Raw genomic sequence first — 17,750 nt, forward strand, 5'->3', positions numbered from 1 at the left:
GTCCGTCCTGGCCAGGGATCGACGGGCATCAACTTACGCGAAGGGGTGCGCACATGGGCATTCTCACTCTCCTGCGGAACGCATTCGGCCGGTCACGCAAACCCGTCACCGCCGAGGCAGAGGGTGCGGAGCGACGCCCGTCGCAGCCCTCCGAGCCCACGACACCGGTCCCCGCCCCCCGCCCCGCGGACGACTCCGCCGGGGAACACGAGCTGGTGGCAGCGGCCTTCGACAAGGTAACCACCACCCCGCCCCCGGCGACCCCGGCCCCTGCCACCAAGGCCGAAACCCCGGCTGCGGCGGAGCCGGAAACCCCGGTTGCCGAGGCAGAAGCCCCGGCTGTGGCGGAGCCTGTGGCTCAGTTGGAAACCCCGGTTGCCGAGGCAGAAGCCCCGGCTGCGGCGGAGCCGGAAGCCCCGGCTGCGGCGGAGCCGGCGGCTGAGGCGGAGGAGCCGGTCGCGGTCACCGAGGAGACACCGGAGCCCGAGCCCGAGGCCGAGGCGGTCACGGCACCGCAGGCCGAGGCGGAGCCGACGGCAGACACTGAGCCGGAGGCGGAGCCCGAAGCTGAGGCGGAGCCGACAGCTGAGGCCGAGCCGGAGGCCGAGGCGGAGCCCGAAGCTCAGGCGGAGCCGGTAACTGAAGTCGAGGCGCAGCCTGCGCCGGAGGCAGAGCCGGAGGCCGCGGCTGAGGCGGAGGTCGCGCCGGAGGCAGAGGCGCAGCCGGAGGCTGTCGCTAAGGCGGAGCCCGAGCCGGGGGTCGAGCCGCAGCCGGAGGCAGAGCCGGAGGCCGAGGCAGAGCCGACAGCTGAGCCGGAGGCCGAGGCCGAGCCGGAGGCGGAGCCCGAGACCGAGCCGGAGGCTGAAGCTCAGCCGGAGGCAGAAGCTGAGCCGGAGGCCGAGGCTGAGGCAGAGGCTGAGGCGGAGGTCGCGCCGGAGGCCAAGGCGCAGCCGGAGGCTGTCGCTGAGGCAGAGCCCGAGACGGCCCCCGAGACGGACGAGGCGCCGGCCGCGGACACCGCACCGTCGGCCGCCGACGGCGAGGACGCCCCACAGGGGCCACCCGCACCCGACGACGAAACCCGCACGGGTGGTGCGGGTGGGAACACTCCCGCCGAAGGCGAAGCCGAGGCGCACCCGGAGTCCACCGACCTCGCCCCCCAAACCCCCCAAAGCCTGGCGACAGCCACCACCGCCGCCGAAAACACCCTCCGCGCCAACAACCTCACCGACACCCGAGCCAAGGTCTACCTCGTCCTGGACCGCTCCGCGTCCATGCGCCCGTACTACAAGGACGGCTCCGCCCAGGCCCTGGCCGACCAGACCCTCGCCCTCGCCACCCACCTCGACCCCGCCCCCGAGACCACGGTCCCGGTCGTCCTCTTCTCCACGGAGGTGGACGGCACCGCCGAGCTGACCCTCGCCGACCACGAGACCAAGATCGACGACCTGCACGCGAGCCTCGGCCGCATGGGCCGTACCAGCTACCACGCCGCCGTCGAAGCCGTACTGGACCTGCACCGCAAGTCCGCCGACCCCGCCGCCCCCGCCCTGGTGGTGTTCCAGACGGACGGCGCCCCGGACGCCAAGACCCCGGCCACCCAGGCACTCACCGAGGCAGCGGAGAAGCACCCCGCCGTGTTCTTCGCCTTCGTCGCGTTCGGTGAGCACGACAACAAGGCCTTCGACTACCTGCGCAAGCTGAAGACCCCGAACACGTCCTTCTTCCACGCGGGCCCGGCCCCGCTGGAACTGACGGACACCGAGCTGTACGAGGGTCTCCTGGCGAACTGGCGTCCGTAAGCCCCGCCCCGCGCCCTTTCGGGGGGTGGACACCCCCGTCCACCCCCCGAAACGCGGGTGAGCCGATCTTCGGCGGCCCAGTAGGATTTCGACTTATGGCGGCCACTGGATCCGAGAAGCAGGGTGGAAAGGCGTACTACGTCTCCACCCCCATCTATTACGTCAACGACGCTCCTCACCTGGGCCACGCCTACACGACCGTCGCAGGCGACGTGCTCACGCGCTGGCACCGTCAGCGCGGCGAGAAGGTGTGGTACCTCACCGGCACGGACGAGCACGGTCAGAAGATCATGCGCACGGCCGAGGCCAACGGGGTCACCCCCCAGGAGTGGGCGGACAAGCTCGTCACCGAGGCGTGGCGCCCCCTGTGGGAGCACCTGGAGATCGCCAACGACGATTTCATCCGCACCACGCAGCAGCGGCACACCGACCGCGTCCAGGAGTTCGTCCAGGATCTCTTCGACAAGGACGAGATCTACAAGGGCGGCTACGAGGGCCCGTACTGCGTGGGCTGCGAGGAGTACAAGCTCCCGGGCGAGCTGCTCGACGGCGAGGGCGACTTCGCCGGCCAGAAGCTGTGCCCCATCCACAAGAAGCCGGTGGAGATCCTCAGCGAGGAGAACTACTTCTTCAAGCTGAGCGAGTACGGCGACAAGCTCCTCGCCCACTACGAGGCCAACCCGGACTTCATCCAGCCCGAGTCGGCGCGCAACGAGGTCGTGAACTTCGTCCGCCAGGGCCTCCAGGACCTCTCCATCTCCCGGTCCACGTTCGACTGGGGCATCCCGATCCCGTGGGACCCCAAGCACGTGATCTACGTCTGGGTCGACGCGCTGCTGAACTACGCCACGGCGGTCGGCTACAACGAGAACCAGGAGAAGTTCGAGGCCACCTTCCCGGCCGACGTCCACCTGGTCGGCAAGGACATCCTCCGCTTCCACGCGGTGATCTGGCCCGCCATGCTGATGGCCCAGGGTCTCCCGCTGCCGGGCAAGATCGCCGCCAACGGCTGGCTGATGGTCGGCGGCGAGAAGATGTCCAAGTCCAACCTGACCGGCATCAAGCCGCAGGACCTGACCTCGCACTTCGGCGTGGACGCGTACCGCTGGTACTTCCTGCGGGCCATCGCCTTCGGCCAGGACGGCTCCTTCTCCTGGGAGGACTTCTCCGCCCGCTACACCTCCGAGCTGGCCAACGACTACGGCAACCTCGCCTCCCGCGTGGCGGCGATGGTCGGCAAGTACTTCGGCGGCGAGCTGCCGGCGGCGACGGCCGCCGGTGAGGCCGAGAAGGCGATCCAGGACGGTCTGGCCAAGGCGGTCGCCACGGCCGACCGGAAGATCGGCGAGGAGCTGGACTTCCAGGGCGGCATCCTGGCCGTCTTCGACTTCGTCAAGCAGGTCAACGGCTACATCACCGAGCAGGAGCCGTGGAAGGTGGCCAAGGACGACTCGCCGGAGGGCAAGGCCCGCCTGGCGACCATCCTCTACACCGCCGCCGAGTCCCTGCGCGCGGTCGCCGTCCTGCTCAACCCGGTCATGCCGGACACCTCGCAGAAGCTGTGGGACTCCCTGGGCGCCGAGGCCGGTCTGGGCGCCCTCGCCGACCAGCGCGTGCAGCAGGCCGGCGAGTGGGGCCGCCTGCCGGCCGGCTCGACGGTGACGAAGGGCGCGGTGCTCTTCCCTCGCCTGGAGGAGAAGCCGACCGCGTAGGCAGTCGCACACAGAGGCCCGGAGACGACGCGTCTCCGGGCCTCTTCTCCGTGGGACTCAGCCGGAGGTGTACGCGACGAAGTCGGCCCATGCATTGCGCGTCAGCAGAAGCTGAGGGCCCCCTATGTTCTTGGAATCACGGACGTGCACCACGCCAGGGGCCTTGGCGATCTCGATGCAGTCGTTGCCGTCGCCGCTGCTGCTGTAGCTGCTCTTGAACCAGACCAGCGCGGAACTGTCCTGACCGGTTGAGGTGCTGATCATGTCTCTCCAAGCATCTGCTCGATGAGGGCCCGCGACTCCCGGGGCGTGAGAGCCTGCGCCCGGATCATGCCATAGCGCAGTTCAAGGATCCTGAGCTGCTTCGGCTCGGACACCGGACGGCTGCTGAACGCGCCCTCGGAGCGCCCCACCGCTGTGCCGTCCGAGAACTTGAGCACCTCGATCAATCCGCCGGTGCCGAAGTGCTCCTCGCAGTCAGTCGGCATCACCTGGATCGAGACGTTCCGCAACTGCCCGAGTTCCAGCAGGCGTTCGAGTTGCCGCCGCCACACCATTCTGCCCCCGACCGGGCGGCGCAGCGTCACCTCTTCCTGCACGAAGCTCAGAGTCGGCGCCGGTGACCGCTCGAAGACGCAACGACGGGCCAGCCGCGCGGCCACCATGCGTTCCGTCTCCTCGTCCGAGTAGGCAGGAAGCCACGCGTCGAAGAGTGCCCGCATGTGCTCCTCGGTCTGTAGCAGCCCATGGATGTTGTGATTGCTGTACAGCGCCACCTCGACCGCTTGCGCCTCCAACTGCCCCAATTCCCGAACCCTCTTCGGATATCGGACCTTCTTCACGTCCTCCCAGGCCGCCGCGAGGAGTCCGCCCGCGCCCAGCACCTCGTCGGCCTTGTCCAGGTACTCCTGGCGGGGGATCCGCTTGCCGCCCTCGACCTTGTAGACGAGGTCCTCCCCGTATCCGACCGCCACCGCGAAGTCGGCGGCCCGCATCCCCACCGACTCGCGTCGCAGCCTCAACTGCCGTCCCACCGTGGCGAGAACGGCCACGCCCCACTCGTCGTCCGGGTCCACCTCCCACCCCGGCTCGTCCGCCTCGGTCCGCAGCCGTACCGCCTCGCCGTCCACCGACATACCGCGCCCTCCGTCGTACCGCCGTGCCGCAGCGCTGTGCGCGGGGCCCGTTCCCGACGGCCCGGACAGCGACCGACAAGCTCCGGACAGTCACCCTACGTATCAGCGCTGTCACTGTTCACGGTAGGCACGCGCGGCCACGCTCGGTGAGGTGAACAGTGAAAAGTCCACCCACCTTCTCTCGCCCGTCGACCACTTCAGCGTGCTGCTGTCGCCCACGCCCCGAGGTGCCCGCCTCGCCCGGTTGCTCGCCACGGACTGGACCCGCAGCCGGGGCCTGCCCCACCGGGTCACCGAGGTCACCGAGCAGGTGGTCGCCGAACTCGCCGCGAACGCCGCCACGCACGGCCGGCTGCGGGGACGCGACTTCCGCCTGGCCCTCCTGGTCACCGAGGCCGTGCTCCGCGTCGAGGTCACGGACACCCGCGGTGACGAGCTGCCGCGCCACCACCGGCCCGCACCCGACGCCGAGTCCGGACGGGGTCTGCTCCTGGTGGAGTCCCTGGCCGACCGCTGGGGCGTACGACTCGGCCCGGTCCCCCGCAAGACCGTATGGGCAGAAGTCGACCTACCACCAGCCTGACCTGCCGGAGGTCACGCCATGAGCCATTCCCGTTGGGAGATCACGGATGCCGACCGAGCGCAGGAGGGTTACCAGGAGGCCCGCCGCGCGTATCTGTTCGGCAATTCCACCGCCCAGGCGGCCTGAGTCGATAGCGGGGCGTGGCAGGCGCTGGGCAGGTCGGGGGAGGGTACGCGTCGGCCCCCCGTGGCGTCCGGGCCGGTGGTCCGGATGCCGCAGGGGGCCGAGGGTGGTGCGGGGTCGCTGTCGTCGCCGCGCGTAGGCGCCTACTTGGGCTGCGGCTTGCGGATCGACAGGTGGAGTTCGCGCAGGCGCGACTCGTCCAGTTCCGTGGGGGCGCCCATCATCAGGTCCTGGGCGTTGCCGTTGAGCGGGAACGCGATCGTCTCGCGGATGTTGGGCTCGTCCGCGAGGAGCATGACGATGCGGTCGACGCCGGGCGCGATGCCACCGTGCGGCGGGGCGCCGAAGCGCAGCGCGCGCAGCATGCCGGCGAACTCGCGCTCGGTGGTCTCCCGGTCGTACCCGGCGATCTCGAAGGCCTTGAGCATGATGTCCGGCTCGTGGTTCCGGATGGCGCCCGAGGACAGCTCGACGCCGTTGCAGACGATGTCGTACTGCCAGGCCAGGATGTCTAGCGGGTCCTGGTTCTCCAGGGCGTCCATGCCGCCCTGGGGCATCGAGAACGGGTTGTGGGAGAAGTCGATCCGGCCGGTCTCCTCGTCCCTCTCGAACATCGGGAAGTCGACGATCCAGCAGAAGCGGAACACGTTCTCCTCGAAGTGCCCGGCACGCTTGGCGGCCTCGACCCGCACCGCGCCCATGATCTTCGAGACCTCGTCGAACTCGCCCGCGCCGAAGAAGACCGCGTGGCCGGCGGCCAGCGACAGCCGCTTGGTCAGCTCCGCGACGTTGTCCTCGGTGAGGAACTTGGCGATGGGGCCGCTGAGCGAACCGTCCTCGCCGACCCGGACCCAGGCCAGGCCCTTCGCGCCCTGCGAGACCGCGTAGTCGCCGAGCTGGTCGAAGAACTTGCGGGGCTGGCCGGAGACGTCCGGCACCGGCAGGGCGCGCACGTGCTTGCCCGCGAAGGCCTTGAACTCCGAGCCCTCGAAGATGTCGGTGATGTCGACCAGTTCGAGCTTGGCGCGCAGGTCCGGCTTGTCGGAGCCGTACTTGAGCATCGACTCGCGGAACGGGATGCGCGGGAAGGGCGAGGTGACGTGCCGCCCGCCGCCGAACTCCTCGAAGAGTTCCGTCATCAGCTGCTCGATGGGACGGAAGACGTCCTCCTGCTCGACGAAGCTCATCTCGACGTCGAGCTGGTAGAACTCGCCCGGCGAGCGGTCCGCGCGCGCGTCCTCGTCGCGGAAACAGGGCGCGATCTGGAAGTAGCGGTCGAAGCCGGAGATCATCAGCAGCTGCTTGAACTGCTGCGGGGCCTGCGGCAGCGCGTAGAAGCGGCCCGCGTGCAGCCGGGAGGGGACGACGAAGTCGCGGGCGCCCTCTGGGGAGGTGGCGGTCAGGATCGGCGTCGCCATCTCGTTGAAGCCGAGCGCGACCATCTTGTGGCGGATCGCGGAGATCACGGCCGTGCGCAGCATGATGTTGCGGTGCATGCGCTCGCGGCGCAGGTCCAGGAAGCGGTACTCCAGGCGCCGCTCCTCGTTGACCCCGTCCTCGGTGTTGATCGTGAAGGGCAGCGGGGCCGCGGCACCCAGCAGCTCGACCTCGGCGACCTCGACCTCGATCTCACCGGTGGGCAGATCGGTGTTGATGTTCTCGGCGCCGCGGGAGACCGCCTTGCCGTCGACGCGGACCGTGGACTCCTTGGAGAGCTTGTCCAGGGCCTCGTACGCCGGCGTACCGGGGCGGGCGACCAGCTGCGTGATGCCGTAGTGGTCGCGCAGATCGATGAAGAGGATGCCGCCCAGGTCGCGCCGATTGTGCAGCCAGCCGCTCAGCCGGACGTCGGTGCCGACGTCAGAGGCGCGGAGCTCGCCGCAGGTGTGGGACCTGTACCGATGCATCGTCGTTCATCCAGTCTTCGCGGATCGGGGCGTTGTTTCACGTGAAACTCCCCCAAGCCTACCGGGCACCCCAAGATCGGCTCTCCTCAATAGGGCCCGCCCGGCGGCTCCCGTGTCGCATGCCAACGGTGGCACGTACCGATCCCCTCTTCTTAAAGTGGGGCAATGCACACCGGCGAGTCCCTGCCCTCCGTCGGGGACGTCCTCACCGCACTCGCGACCGGGCTGTGGCACTGGGACACCGCCACCGGGCTGGTCACGGTGGATGCGGAGGCGGCGCGGCTGCTCGGGCTCCCCGCCGAGCCGGCGACCCTCACCGAGGCCCAGGCCCGCGCCCGGATGCACCCCGTCGACTGGAACGAGATCACCGGGGTCATCCAGCTCGCGGTCGCCGAGGACACGCTCGCCGAGGTGCGCATCCGCATCATGGACGAGCTGGGGCGGATCGTGCGGGTCGTCCGCAGCCGCTCCAAGCCGTCCTTCGACCTGGCCCGGCGGTCGTACGAGCTGATCGGCACCCTCCAGGAGGTCACCGAACCGGCGCCCGGCACCCCGGCGGGCCGCCGCGCGGTCACCGGCGACTGGCGGCGCTCCCGGGAGGCGTTCCTGCTGGACGCGGGCCGGGCGCTGGCCGAGGCGCGGTCCACGGCCGAGGTGCTGCGTGTGGCGGGCGGGCTGTCGATGCCGGGCTTCTCGCCGGACGGGCTCGCGGTGTTCGGCCTGGAGGGCGACCGGCTGACGACCATCGGCCACCACGGGCACCAGCCGGGCGACGACGGGCCCTTCTCCCGCGTGTCCGTCGGCAGCGACTACCCGGCCGCCGAGGTCGTCCGCACCGGCCGGGCCGTCTATCTGCGCTCGTCCGAGGAGTACCGGTCCCGCTATCCGGCGGCCTGGCCGCTCAGCCGGCACTCCGGCCGCCGCTCCTGGGCGTTCCTGCCGCTGACGGTGGGCGGACGCACCATCGGCGCCTGGATGGCGGCCTTCACCTACCCGGTGGCCTTCACGCCCGACGAGCGGTCCGTGCTGACGACGGTCGCCCGGATGCTGGCGCAGGCGCTGTCCCGGGCCGGGCTGGCCGAGTCGGAGCGGGAGCTGACCGAGGGGCTCCAGCGGTCCATGCTGCCCTCCCTCGGCCCCGAGGTGCCCGGGATGAGCGTGGCCGCGCGCTACATCCCGACCGGCGGCGGCCTCCAGGTGGGCGGCGACTGGTACGACATGATCCCGCTGCCCGCCGGCCGCTTCGCGCTGGCCATCGGGGACGTCCAGGGCCACGACGTACGGGCCGCGGGGCTCATGGGCCAGCTGCGGATCGCGCTGCGCGCCTACGCCTCCGAGGGCCACCGCCCGGACGCCGTCCTCTCCCGCGCCTCCCGCTTCCTGCACGGCATCACCCACGACGACGAGCTGGCCGACCTGCGCTTCGCGACCTGCCTGTACGTGGCGGCCGACCCGGCGACGGGGATGCTGGAGATCGCCCGCGCCGGGCACCCGGAACCGGCGATCCGGATGGCGGACGGCACGGTGCTGATGCGGCCGACCGCGGGCGGGCTGCCCCTCGGCATCGACCCGGACGCCGACTACCCGACGACCCGGTTCGCGCTGGAGCCCGGCGAAACCATGCTGATCTGCACCGACGGGCTGATCGAGACCGGCGGCCACGACTGGGACAGCGGCTGGCGGCGGCTGCGCGCCATCCTGGAGAGTTACGACCCGGCGGCCGGCGAGGCGGACCACGGCGCCCTGGAGCGGCTCGCCGACTCCCTGGTGCAGGGGGTGCACGGGCCGTCGTCGCACCACACCACCGGTCCGCTGGCCGACCGGCGCGAGGACGACATCGCGCTGCTGCTGCTGTGCCGGGGCGGGGCGGACCGCGGCCGCGCCGGCACACCGCAGACGTGGCCGACGGTGCGCCGCACGCTGCTGTCGGTGGGCCAGGACGAGCCCGAGCGGATCGCGGAGGGACGCCAGCAGCTGCGCGAGCTGCTGCACGACTGGGCGTCCGGTGAACAGGTCGACTCGGCGGTCCTGCTGGTCTCCGAGATGCTGACCAACGTGCTCGTGCACACCGACGCCGACGCGCTGCTGCTCGCCGAGGTGGCCGGGGAGCCGGGCGGGCGGCGGCTGCGGGTGGAGGTCACCGACACGGGCGACGACCTGCCGCACAAGCGGCGCCCGGGGGAGCTGGCCTCCTCCGGGCGCGGTCTGATGCTGATCGAGCTGCTCGCCGACGCGTGGGGGGTGGACCCGCGCGGCCAGGGCAAGAGCATCTGGTTCGACCTCTACGAGTCCGACGGCCACGGCGGACCGGCCGGACCGGCGGCCGGCCCGCCGCGATGACCCCGCCGGCGGGTGGCGCGGCGACGATCCCCGCCCGCATCCCGGACAGCGAGGAGCCCCGTCCGCTACGGCGGACGGGGCTCCTTCGTCTGTTCCGGCCCGCCGGGGACCGGGCGCGGGCCTACGCGGGGCCGGCGGCGGACATGCCGTGCACCGCGGGGACGGTGCCCAGACGGCCCTTCTGGAAGTCCTCGAAGGCCTGCATGAGTTCGTCCTTGGTGTTCATGACGAACGGGCCGTAGTGGGCCATGGGCTCACGGATCGGCTGTCCGCCGAGGAGGACGACCTCCAGGTCCGGGGTGTGGGAGTCCTGCCGCTCGTCCGCGCGGACGGTGAGCGAACCGCCGGCCCCGAAGACCGCGGTCTGGCCGAGGTGGACCGGACGGCGGTCGGGACCGACCGAGCCCTTGCCCGCCAGCACGTACGCCAGCCCGTTGAAGTCCTCGCGCCAGGGCAGGGTGATCTCGGCGCCCGGGGCGAGGGTCGCGTGGACCATCGTGATCGGGGTGTGCGTGATGCCGGGTCCGGCGTGCCCGTCCAGCTCGCCGGCGATGACGCGCAGCAGCGCGCCGCCGTCGGGGGAGGTGAGCAGCTGGACGCTGCCGCCGCGGATGTCCTGGTAGCGCGGCGCCATCATCTTGTCCCGGGCCGGGAGGTTCACCCACAGCTGGAGGCCGTGGAAGAGGCCGCCGGACATCACCAGGGACTCCGGCGGGGCCTCGATGTGCAGCAGGCCCGAGCCGGCGGTCATCCACTGGGTGTCGCCGTTGGTGATGGTGCCGCCACCGCCGTTGGAGTCCTGGTGGTCGAAGACGCCGTCGATGATGTAGGTGACGGTCTCGAAGCCGCGGTGCGGGTGCCAGGGGGTGCCCTTGGGCTCGCCCGGCGCGTACTCCACCTCACCCATCTGGTCCATCATGATGAACGGGTCGAGGTAGCGGTAGTTGATCCCGGCGAACGCCCGGCGCACCGGGAAGCCCTCACCCTCGAAACCGCCCGGAGCGGTCGTGACGGCGAGCACGGGGCGTGCCACGGCGTCGGCGGATGCGGTCACACGGGGCAGCGTCAACGGGTTCTCGACGGTCACTGCAGGCATCTCGGTACCTCCTTGGTACGCCCACTTTAGTTGAGCGTTGAACTTTCTGCCAGCCGGAACAGAGAAAGCCCGGAGGGAATTCCCTCCGGGCTCACGGCACCGGCGCCGGCCGGGGTCGACCGGGGCGGTCTCAGGTTCAGCCGTCTGCGGGGCAACGGCGTCCAGCCGTCCGCGAGGCAACGGCGTCTAGCCGTACATCCTGCGCATCGCGAACTCCACCATCTGCTCGACCGCCTTCGCATCGAAGACCATCCGGTGCTCACCCTCCATGTCCAGGACGAAGCCGTAGCCGGTCGGCAGCAGGTCGATCACCTCGGCGCCGGTGATGACGAAGTACTTCGACTCCTTGCCCGCGTACCGGCGCAGCTCCTTGAGGGAGGTGAACATCGGGATCACCGGCTGCTGGGTGTTGTGCAGCGCGAGGAAACCGGGGTTGTCGCCGCGCGGGCAGTACACCTTCGAGGTGGCGAAGACCTGCTGGAAGTCCTCGGCGGACAGCTGGCCCGTGGTGAAGGCGCGCACCGCGTCCGCGAGCGAGGGCGGGGACGGCTCCGGGTACAGCGGCGGCTGCTGGCCGTAGCCGCCGGACATCGGCTGCTGCGGCGGGGCGCCGTACTGCTGCTGCGCAGCGCCCCCGTTCATGGGCTGGTCGTAGCCGTACATGCCGGAAAGAGTACTCAGTCACAGATGACCGGCCCGGGGTTGCTTCTTATTACCGACGGGTAGCATCATCGGAACCACTTGTTGGTACGCGAACCAGATGCTGAACCAGATGCGAGGATCCAGTGCCTCGCCGAGTCCGATACGGAGCCGTCACATGGGGCACTACAAGCCGAACCTCCGCGACATCGAGTTCAACCTCTTCGAAGTGCTCGGGCGCGACAAGCTGTACGGCACCGGCCCGTTCGCCGAGATGGACACCGACACCGCCAAGAGCGTCCTGGACGAGCTGACCCGCCTCGCCGAGAACGAGCTGGCCGAGTCCTTCGCCGACGCCGACCGCAACCCGCCGGTCTTCGACCCCGAGACGAACACCGCGCCGGTCCCGGCCTCCTTCAAGAAGAGCTTCAAGGCCTTCATGGACTCCGAGTACTGGCGCCTGGGCCTGCCGGAGGCGATCGGCGGCACGACGGCTCCGCCCTCGCTGATCTGGGCCTACGCCGAGCTGATCCTGGGCGCGAACCCGGCCGTGTGGATGTACTCCTCCGGCCCCGCGTTCGCCGGCATCCTCTACGACGAGGGCAACGACACCCAGAAGCAGATCGCGCAGATCGCCGTCGAGAAGCAGTGGGGCTCGACGATGGTGCTCACCGAGCCGGACGCCGGTTCGGACGTCGGCGCCGGCCGCACCAAGGCGGTCCAGCAGGAGGACGGCTCCTGGCACATCGAGGGTGTGAAGCGGTTCATCACCTCGGGTGAGCACGACATGACGGAGAACATCCTCCACTACGTCCTCGCCCGCCCCGAGGGCGCGGGACCGGGCACCAAGGGCCTGTCCCTCTTCCTCGTGCCGAAGTACCTGTTCGACTTCGAGACCGGTGAGCTGGGCGAGCGCAACGGCGTCTACGCCACCAACGTCGAGCACAAGATGGGCCTGAAGGCCTCCAACACCTGCGAGATGACCTTCGGCGACCGCCACCCCGCCAAGGGCTGGCTGATCGGCGACCGGCACGACGGCATCCGCCAGATGTTCCGCATCATCGAGTTCGCCCGCATGATGGTCGGCACGAAGGCGATCTCCACCCTCTCCACCGGCTACCTCAACGCGCTGGAGTACGCCAAGGAGCGCGTCCAGGGTCCCGACCTGGCGAACTTCATGGACAAGACCGCGCCGAAGGTCACCATCACCCACCACCCCGACGTGCGCCGCTCGCTGATCACGCAGAAGGCGTACGCGGAGGGCATGCGCGCCCTCGTCCTCTACACGGCCTCCGTCCAGGACGCGATAGCCGTCAAGGAGGCCGCCGACGAGGACGCCTCCGCCGAGCACGCCCTCAACGACCTGCTCCTGCCCATCGTCAAGGGCTACGGCTCCGAGAAGGGCTACGAGCAGCTCGCCCAGTCGCTCCAGACCTTCGGCGGCTCCGGCTTCCTGCAGGAGTACCCGATCGAGCAGTACATCCGGGACGCCAAGATCGACACCCTCTACGAGGGCACGACGGCGATCCAGGGCCAGGACTTCTTCTTCCGGAAGATCGTCCGCAACCAGGGCGCGGCGCTCAACTCCCTCGCCGAGGACATCAAGAAGTTCCTGGCGCTCGGCACCGGCGGCGAGGAGCTGTCCGGGGCCCGCGAGCACCTGGCGAAGGCGGCCGTGGAACTGGAGGCGATCGTCGGCCTGATGCTGACCGACCTCGCCGCCACCGAGCAGGACGTCAAGAACATCTACAAGGTGGGCCTGAACACCACCCGCCTGCTGCTCGCCTCCGGTGACGTCATCGTCGGCTACCTGCTGCTGAAGGGTGCCGCGGTCGCCATCGAGAAGCTGGAGACGGCCTCCAGCAAGGACACGGCGTTCTACCGGGGCAAGATCGCCGCGGCGAAGTTCTTCGCCGCCAACGTCCTGCCCGGCGTCACGCTGGCCCGCAAGGTGGCCTCCGACGTCGACCTGGACCTGATGGAGCTGGACGAGTCCGCGTTCTGATCCCCTGGGGCGGCGTCCGGCCGGACGCCGCCCGTACGGCCGTGGGCCCGCTTCCGTGAGGGAAGCGGGCCCACGGCCGTACCCGGGTCCTGGTTAAGGTGAACGGCATGAGCGCAGCAGCCCGCTTCGACCGCGGCCACACCGACGACCTCATGTCCTTCCTGGCGGCGAGCCCGTCCCCCTACCATGCCGTGGCGAACACCGCCGAGCGGCTGGACAAGGCCGGTTTCCGGCAGGTCGCGGAGACGGACGCCTGGGACGGCACGAGCGGCGGCCGGTACGTGCTGCGCGGCGGCGCGATCGTGGCCTGGTACGTCCCCGAGGGCGCCGAGGCCCACACCCCGTTCCGGATCGTCGGCGCCCACACCGACTCGCCGAACCTGCGCGTCAAGCCGCTGCCGGACAGCGGCGCGCACGGCTGGCGGCAGGTCGCCGTGGAGATCTACGGCGGGCCGCTGCTCAACTCCTGGCTGGACCGGGACCTGGGCCTGGCCGGGCGGCTGACCCTGCGGGACGGCTCCAGCCGCCTGGTGAACGTCGACCGTCCCCTGCTGCGCGTGCCCCAGCTGGCCATCCACCTCGACCGGGCGGTGTCCTCCGACGGGCTCAAGCTCGACAAGCAGCGGCACCTCCAGCCGGTGTGGGGCCTCGGCCAGGCGGACGACGGTGAGCTGATCGCCTTCCTGGAGGCGGAGACCGGGCTGCCGGCCGGCGAGGTGACCGGCTGGGACCTGATGGTCCACCCCGTGGAGCAACCCGCCTACCTGGGCCGGGACCGCGAGCTGGTGGCCGGCCCCCGCATGGACAACCTGCTGTCGGTGCACGCCGCGGCCGCCGCCCTGGCCGCGGTGGCCGGCGCGGACGCCGAGCCGCCGTACATCCCGGTGCTGGCCGCCTTCGACCACGAGGAGAACGGCTCGCAGTCGGACACCGGCGCGGACGGCCCGCTGCTGGGCACCGTCCTGGAGCGCTCGGTGTTCGCCCGCGGCGGCTCCCTCGAGGACCGGGCCCGCGCCCTGGCCGGCACCGTCTGCCTGTCCTCCGACACCGGTCACGCCGTGCACCCCAACTACGCCGAGCGGCACGACCCGACCCACCACCCCCGGGTCAACGGCGGCCCCATCCTGAAGGTGAACGTCAACAACCGCTACGCCACCGACGGTTCGGGCCGCGCGGTGTTCGCCGCCGCCTGCGAGCGGGCCGGCGTGCCCTTCCAGTCCTTCGTCTCCAACAACTCCATGCCCTGCGGCACGACGATCGGCCCCATCACGGCCGCCCGGCACGGCATCCGGACCGTGGACATCGGCGTCGCCATCCTGTCGATGCACAGCGCGCGCGAACTGTGCGGCGCCGACGACCCGTTCCTGCTGGCGAACGCGCTGGTGGCCTTCCTGGAGGCCTGAGCGCCCCGGCCCCGCGCCGCCGGGGCAGGCGCCCCGACGCGGCGTGAGGCCCGCCCTCCGCATGTTCAGCGGGCCGCCGGGTACCCGGAGTTGACCGGGAGACAGGACGTCCGGAAGGACCGGACGACCGGACCCGGAAGGGGAGGCGACGTCTCATGGGGCTCGGCGGATGCATCATCCTGATAGCCGTGGGGGCCATCCTCACGTTCGCGACCGACTGGGACCTGCAAGGGGTCAACCTCGACCTCGTCGGGGTCATCCTGATGGCCGTGGGCCTGATCGGCATCGCGACGTTCAGCAGCATCGCCCGGCGCAGGCGGGTCATGGTGCCGCCCGCGACGACGACCACCGTCGTCGAGGAGGAGCGCCACCACGGTGACGGCTACAGCAACGGCTACGGCGTGTGACGACCGTCCCGCGGGCTGACCGCAGGCGGTGAGCCCGGGGACCGGTCGTCCCCTCCCCACGGGCCCGGCACGCGGGCCCGCTCCGGCTCCTGCCCGTCCGTCCCGTCGAGGACCAGCGGCAGCCGGTTCGCGCCGCCGTCCACCTGGCGGAGCGCGACCTCCCACTCCCGCCGGTGCACCTGGCAGGCGGGGTGCTCGTCGGCGGGATCGCCGGCGCAGGCGGCGACCGTCGCCGACACGTGCAGCACGCCCTCGCGCACGGCCGGGTCGAGCACCAGCTCCCGGCTGAGGGCGGTGCCCGCTCCAGCGCCCGCGCGCAGCAGCCCGGGCGGGGCCGAGGAGACCAGCAGACGGGCCGCGGGCCCGTACCGGGTGTCCGGCCGCTGCCCCGCCGGGACCCGCAGGGCGACCTCCAGCAGCAGCGCTCCTGGCCCGACCTCCGTCACCGCCCGCCCCGCGCGGTGGGTGTCCGGCCGCTCGGCCCGTACCGTCTGCGGCGGCAGCCGCAGCCGGGTCAGCCGGTGGCGGGCCGACTCCACCACCACGATGTCCCCGCCCGCCAGGACGGCGCCGCTGGGCTCCCGCAGGTCCGTGGCGAGCGTGGTCACCTCACCGGTCGCCGGGTCGTAGCGGCGCAGGGCGTGGTTGTAGGTGTCGCAGACGGCCACCGAGCCGTCGGGCAGGGCGGTGACGCCCAGCGGATGCTGGAGCAGGGCCTGACCGGCCGGGCCGTCCCGGTGGCCGAAGGCGAACAGGCCGGTGCCGACGACCGTGCGGACGCCGCCGTCCGGGTCCACCCGGCGCAGCGCCGACGCCTCGGCGTCGGCCAGCCACAGCCCGTCGGCGGTGGCCGCCAGGCCGGAGGGCTGGGCGAACAGGGCCGCACCGGCCGGGCCGTCCACCAGCCCCTCGTCGGCGGTCCCGGCCGCCACCGCGACGGTGTCCCGCGCCGGGTCGTACACCCACAGCTGGTGCACGCCCGCCATGGCGATCCACACCCGGCCGCCGAGGACCGCGACGTCCCAGGGCGAGGAGAGGCCGGTCCCGCGGGCCGGACCGCCGGACGGCGACCCCCGCCGCCGCTGCCGGCCCGTGCCCGCCACCGTGGTCACCTCGCCGGTCGCCGGGTCCAGGCGGCGCAGGGCGTGGTTGACGGTGTCCGCGACGACCACCGAGCCGTCCCCGAGGAGCGCCAGCCCCTGCGGCTCGTTGAACCGGGCCTCGCCGGGGCCCCCGTCCCGCAGGCCCCGCTCACCCGACCCGATCCGCCGCAGCACGGTCTCGGCGTCCTCGGCCAGCTCCACCAGCCGGTGGTGGGCGGTGTCGCTGACCAGGAAGGTGCCCGAGGGCAGCAGCAGCGCCTTGCCGGGGAAGCGCAGCGTCGTCGCCTCCGGCTCCGGCGGCACGTACGGGCCGTCGCCCCGGCGCAGGGTGCCCTTCGCCCCGTGTTCGGCCACCAGCTCCCCGACCAGCCGCTCGATGGCCGCGGCGTGCCCCTCGCCGCTGTACTGGGCGACGACGTACCCCTCCGGGTCGACGACGACGAGCGTGGGCCACGCGTGCACCGCGTACTGCGTCCAGGTCGCCAGGTCCGGATCGTCCAGCACCGGATGCGTGACCTCGTACCGCTCCACGGCGTCGGCGACCGCCCGGTGCTCGGCCTCGTGCGGGAACTTCGGCGAGTGCACCCCGACGATCACCACGGTGTCCCGGTGCTTCGCCTCCAGCTCCCGCAACTCGTCCAGGACGTGCAGGCAGTTGACGCAGCAGAACGTCCAGAAGTCCAGGATCAGGACGCGGCCCCGGAAGTCGGCGAGCCGCATGTCCCGGCCGCCCGTGTTCAGCCAGCCGCCCCGGCCGGTCAGCCCGGGGGCGCGGACACGGGCGCGGCGGGGGCGGGGGGCCGGGGGCGTCGCGCTCATGGCTCAAGGGTGCCACCCGGCCCGAGGGGGTCATCCCATCGGCTTACCGGCCGCGTCCCGGGGCGGGGTCCGGGGAATCCGTCAGGCATGAGATTCCTCGTGCGCGACCGGCTCCTCGGCTTCGGTGACGACTACTGGATCGAGAACGAGCACGGCGACAAGGTGTTCCTGATCGACGGCAAGGCCATGCGGGTGCGGGACACCTTCGAGCTGAAGGACACCCGCGGCCGGGTCCTGATCGACATCCACCAGAAGATGTTCGCGCTGCGCGACACGATGGTGATCGAGCGGGACGGCGAGCCCCTCGCCACCATCAGGCGCAAGCGGCTGTCCCTGCTGCGCCACCACTTCCGGGTCTCCCTGGTGGACGGCACGGAACTGGACGTCAGCGGCAAGATCATGGACCGCGAGTTCGCCGTCGAGTACGACGGTGAGCTGCTCGCGGTGATCTCCCGCCGCTGGCTGCACCTGCGGGACACCTACGGCGTGGACGTGGTCCGGGACGACGCGGACCCGGCGCTGCTGATCGCGGTGACCGTGTGCGTGATCCACCTGGCGGAGAAGGAGCGGGAGGACGGGGACTAGGCAGTTTCGTTTGGATCAGTCGGTCGTTGGTCCGGGTGTGCCGTTGACTGATGCGCAATGGACGCGGATCGAGCCGTTGCTCCCGGACCG

14 protein-coding genes are annotated in these 17,750 nt (G+C 71.4%); 8 read left to right on the forward strand and 6 right to left on the reverse strand.

What is annotated here, in order from left to right; genetic code table 11:
• The first annotated feature begins 53 nt into the window (after positions 1 to 53).
• Entirely contained in the window at positions 54 to 1,802 is a 1,749-nt protein-coding gene (locus tag ACZ6CZ_RS27475; RefSeq protein WP_469026265.1) for a VWA domain-containing protein, read from the forward strand.
• A 95-nt stretch (positions 1,803 to 1,897) separates the two neighbouring features.
• Positions 1,898 to 3,514, forward strand: coding sequence for a methionine--tRNA ligase (metG, locus tag ACZ6CZ_RS27480; protein WP_469026268.1), 1,617 nt, complete (start codon positions 1,898 to 1,900; stop codon positions 3,512 to 3,514).
• Positions 3,515 to 3,571: 57 nt separating this feature from the next.
• Here the strand turns inward: metG and ACZ6CZ_RS27485 are convergent, their stop codons facing one another.
• Complete coding sequence (locus tag ACZ6CZ_RS27485) at positions 3,572 to 3,778, reverse strand: DUF397 domain-containing protein (RefSeq protein ID WP_469026270.1); 207 nt, start codon at positions 3,776 to 3,778, stop codon at positions 3,572 to 3,574.
• Positions 3,775 to 4,650 carry a helix-turn-helix domain-containing protein gene (locus ACZ6CZ_RS27490; protein ID WP_469026272.1) on the reverse strand — a complete coding sequence of 292 codons (876 nt, stop codon included), beginning with the start codon at positions 4,648 to 4,650 and terminating at the stop codon, positions 3,775 to 3,777. Before ACZ6CZ_RS27490 ends, ACZ6CZ_RS27485 begins: the two co-directional genes overlap by 4 nt.
• 151 nt (positions 4,651 to 4,801) lie before the next feature.
• Here ACZ6CZ_RS27490 and ACZ6CZ_RS27495 point away from each other — a divergent pair, with 151 nt between their 5' ends.
• The gene (locus tag ACZ6CZ_RS27495; protein ID WP_469026275.1) at positions 4,802 to 5,233 is read left to right on the forward strand and encodes an ATP-binding protein; all 432 of its coding nucleotides are present in this window, start codon (positions 4,802 to 4,804) and stop codon (positions 5,231 to 5,233) included.
• Positions 5,234 to 5,499: 266 nt separating this feature from the next.
• Here ACZ6CZ_RS27495 and aspS read toward each other — a convergent pair whose 3' ends face one another.
• Complete coding sequence (aspS, locus tag ACZ6CZ_RS27500; RefSeq protein WP_469026277.1) at positions 5,500 to 7,263, reverse strand: aspartate--tRNA ligase; 1,764 nt, start codon at positions 7,261 to 7,263, stop codon at positions 5,500 to 5,502.
• Between the two features lie 165 nt (positions 7,264 to 7,428).
• On the opposite strand from aspS, the gene ACZ6CZ_RS27505 reads away from it, so the two are divergent.
• Entirely contained in the window at positions 7,429 to 9,603 is a 2,175-nt protein-coding gene (locus ACZ6CZ_RS27505; RefSeq protein WP_469026280.1) for an ATP-binding SpoIIE family protein phosphatase, read from the forward strand.
• Positions 9,604 to 9,724: 121 nt separating this feature from the next.
• Here the strand turns inward: ACZ6CZ_RS27505 and ACZ6CZ_RS27510 are convergent, their stop codons facing one another.
• The gene (locus ACZ6CZ_RS27510) at positions 9,725 to 10,699 is read right to left on the reverse strand and encodes a pirin family protein (RefSeq protein ID WP_469026283.1); all 975 of its coding nucleotides are present in this window, start codon (positions 10,697 to 10,699) and stop codon (positions 9,725 to 9,727) included.
• A gap of 186 nt (positions 10,700 to 10,885) precedes the next feature.
• A complete protein-coding gene (locus tag ACZ6CZ_RS27515) occupies positions 10,886 to 11,362 on the reverse strand; it encodes an SseB family protein (RefSeq protein ID WP_469026286.1) in 477 nt (158 codons plus the stop codon).
• A gap of 154 nt (positions 11,363 to 11,516) precedes the next feature.
• Here ACZ6CZ_RS27515 and ACZ6CZ_RS27520 point away from each other — a divergent pair, with 154 nt between their 5' ends.
• From ACZ6CZ_RS27520 to ACZ6CZ_RS27530, 3 genes are all read left to right on the forward strand, one after another.
• A complete protein-coding gene (locus tag ACZ6CZ_RS27520) occupies positions 11,517 to 13,343 on the forward strand; it encodes an acyl-CoA dehydrogenase (RefSeq protein ID WP_469026288.1) in 1,827 nt (608 codons plus the stop codon).
• A 107-nt stretch (positions 13,344 to 13,450) separates the two neighbouring features.
• A complete protein-coding gene (locus ACZ6CZ_RS27525) occupies positions 13,451 to 14,746 on the forward strand; it encodes a M18 family aminopeptidase (protein WP_469026291.1) in 1,296 nt (431 codons plus the stop codon).
• 155 nt (positions 14,747 to 14,901) lie between these two features.
• Positions 14,902 to 15,153, forward strand: a complete 252-nt coding sequence (locus tag ACZ6CZ_RS27530) for a DUF6458 family protein (protein ID WP_469026293.1) — start codon at positions 14,902 to 14,904, stop codon at positions 15,151 to 15,153.
• Here the strand turns inward: ACZ6CZ_RS27530 and ACZ6CZ_RS27535 are convergent.
• Positions 15,141 to 17,075 (reverse strand): NHL domain-containing thioredoxin family protein, encoded by a 1,935-nt coding sequence (locus ACZ6CZ_RS27535; RefSeq protein ID WP_469026296.1) that lies wholly within the window; start codon positions 17,073 to 17,075, stop codon positions 15,141 to 15,143. The genes ACZ6CZ_RS27530 and ACZ6CZ_RS27535 overlap by 13 nt on opposite strands.
• 87 nt (positions 17,076 to 17,162) lie before the next feature.
• Between ACZ6CZ_RS27535 and ACZ6CZ_RS27540 the strand changes: the two genes are divergently transcribed.
• Positions 17,163 to 17,660, forward strand: a complete 498-nt coding sequence (locus ACZ6CZ_RS27540) for an LURP-one-related/scramblase family protein (RefSeq protein ID WP_469026298.1) — start codon at positions 17,163 to 17,165, stop codon at positions 17,658 to 17,660.
• The last annotated feature ends 90 nt before the right edge of the window (positions 17,661 to 17,750 follow it).

Source organism: Streptomyces sp. NPDC041135 (assembly GCF_055592085.1).

Coding starts and splice junctions, on each gene's coding strand:
- ACZ6CZ_RS27475 (WP_469026265.1), top strand. CDS start 54: ATGGGCATTCTCACTCTCCTGCGGAACGCATTCGGCCGGTCACGCAAA.
- metG (WP_469026268.1), top strand. CDS start 1,898: ATGGCGGCCACTGGATCCGAGAAGCAGGGTGGAAAGGCGTACTACGTC.
- ACZ6CZ_RS27485 (WP_469026270.1), bottom strand. CDS start 3,778: ATGATCAGCACCTCAACCGGTCAGGACAGTTCCGCGCTGGTCTGGTTC.
- ACZ6CZ_RS27490 (WP_469026272.1), bottom strand. CDS start 4,650: ATGTCGGTGGACGGCGAGGCGGTACGGCTGCGGACCGAGGCGGACGAG.
- aspS (WP_469026277.1), bottom strand. CDS start 7,263: ATGCATCGGTACAGGTCCCACACCTGCGGCGAGCTCCGCGCCTCTGAC.
- ACZ6CZ_RS27505 (WP_469026280.1), top strand. CDS start 7,429: ATGCACACCGGCGAGTCCCTGCCCTCCGTCGGGGACGTCCTCACCGCA.
- ACZ6CZ_RS27510 (WP_469026283.1), bottom strand. CDS start 10,699: ATGCCTGCAGTGACCGTCGAGAACCCGTTGACGCTGCCCCGTGTGACC.
- ACZ6CZ_RS27515 (WP_469026286.1), bottom strand. CDS start 11,362: ATGTACGGCTACGACCAGCCCATGAACGGGGGCGCTGCGCAGCAGCAG.
- ACZ6CZ_RS27520 (WP_469026288.1), top strand. CDS start 11,517: ATGGGGCACTACAAGCCGAACCTCCGCGACATCGAGTTCAACCTCTTC.
- ACZ6CZ_RS27525 (WP_469026291.1), top strand. CDS start 13,451: ATGAGCGCAGCAGCCCGCTTCGACCGCGGCCACACCGACGACCTCATG.
- ACZ6CZ_RS27530 (WP_469026293.1), top strand. CDS start 14,902: ATGGGGCTCGGCGGATGCATCATCCTGATAGCCGTGGGGGCCATCCTC.
- ACZ6CZ_RS27535 (WP_469026296.1), bottom strand. CDS start 17,075: ATGAGCGCGACGCCCCCGGCCCCCCGCCCCCGCCGCGCCCGTGTCCGC.
- ACZ6CZ_RS27540 (WP_469026298.1), top strand. CDS start 17,163: ATGAGATTCCTCGTGCGCGACCGGCTCCTCGGCTTCGGTGACGACTAC.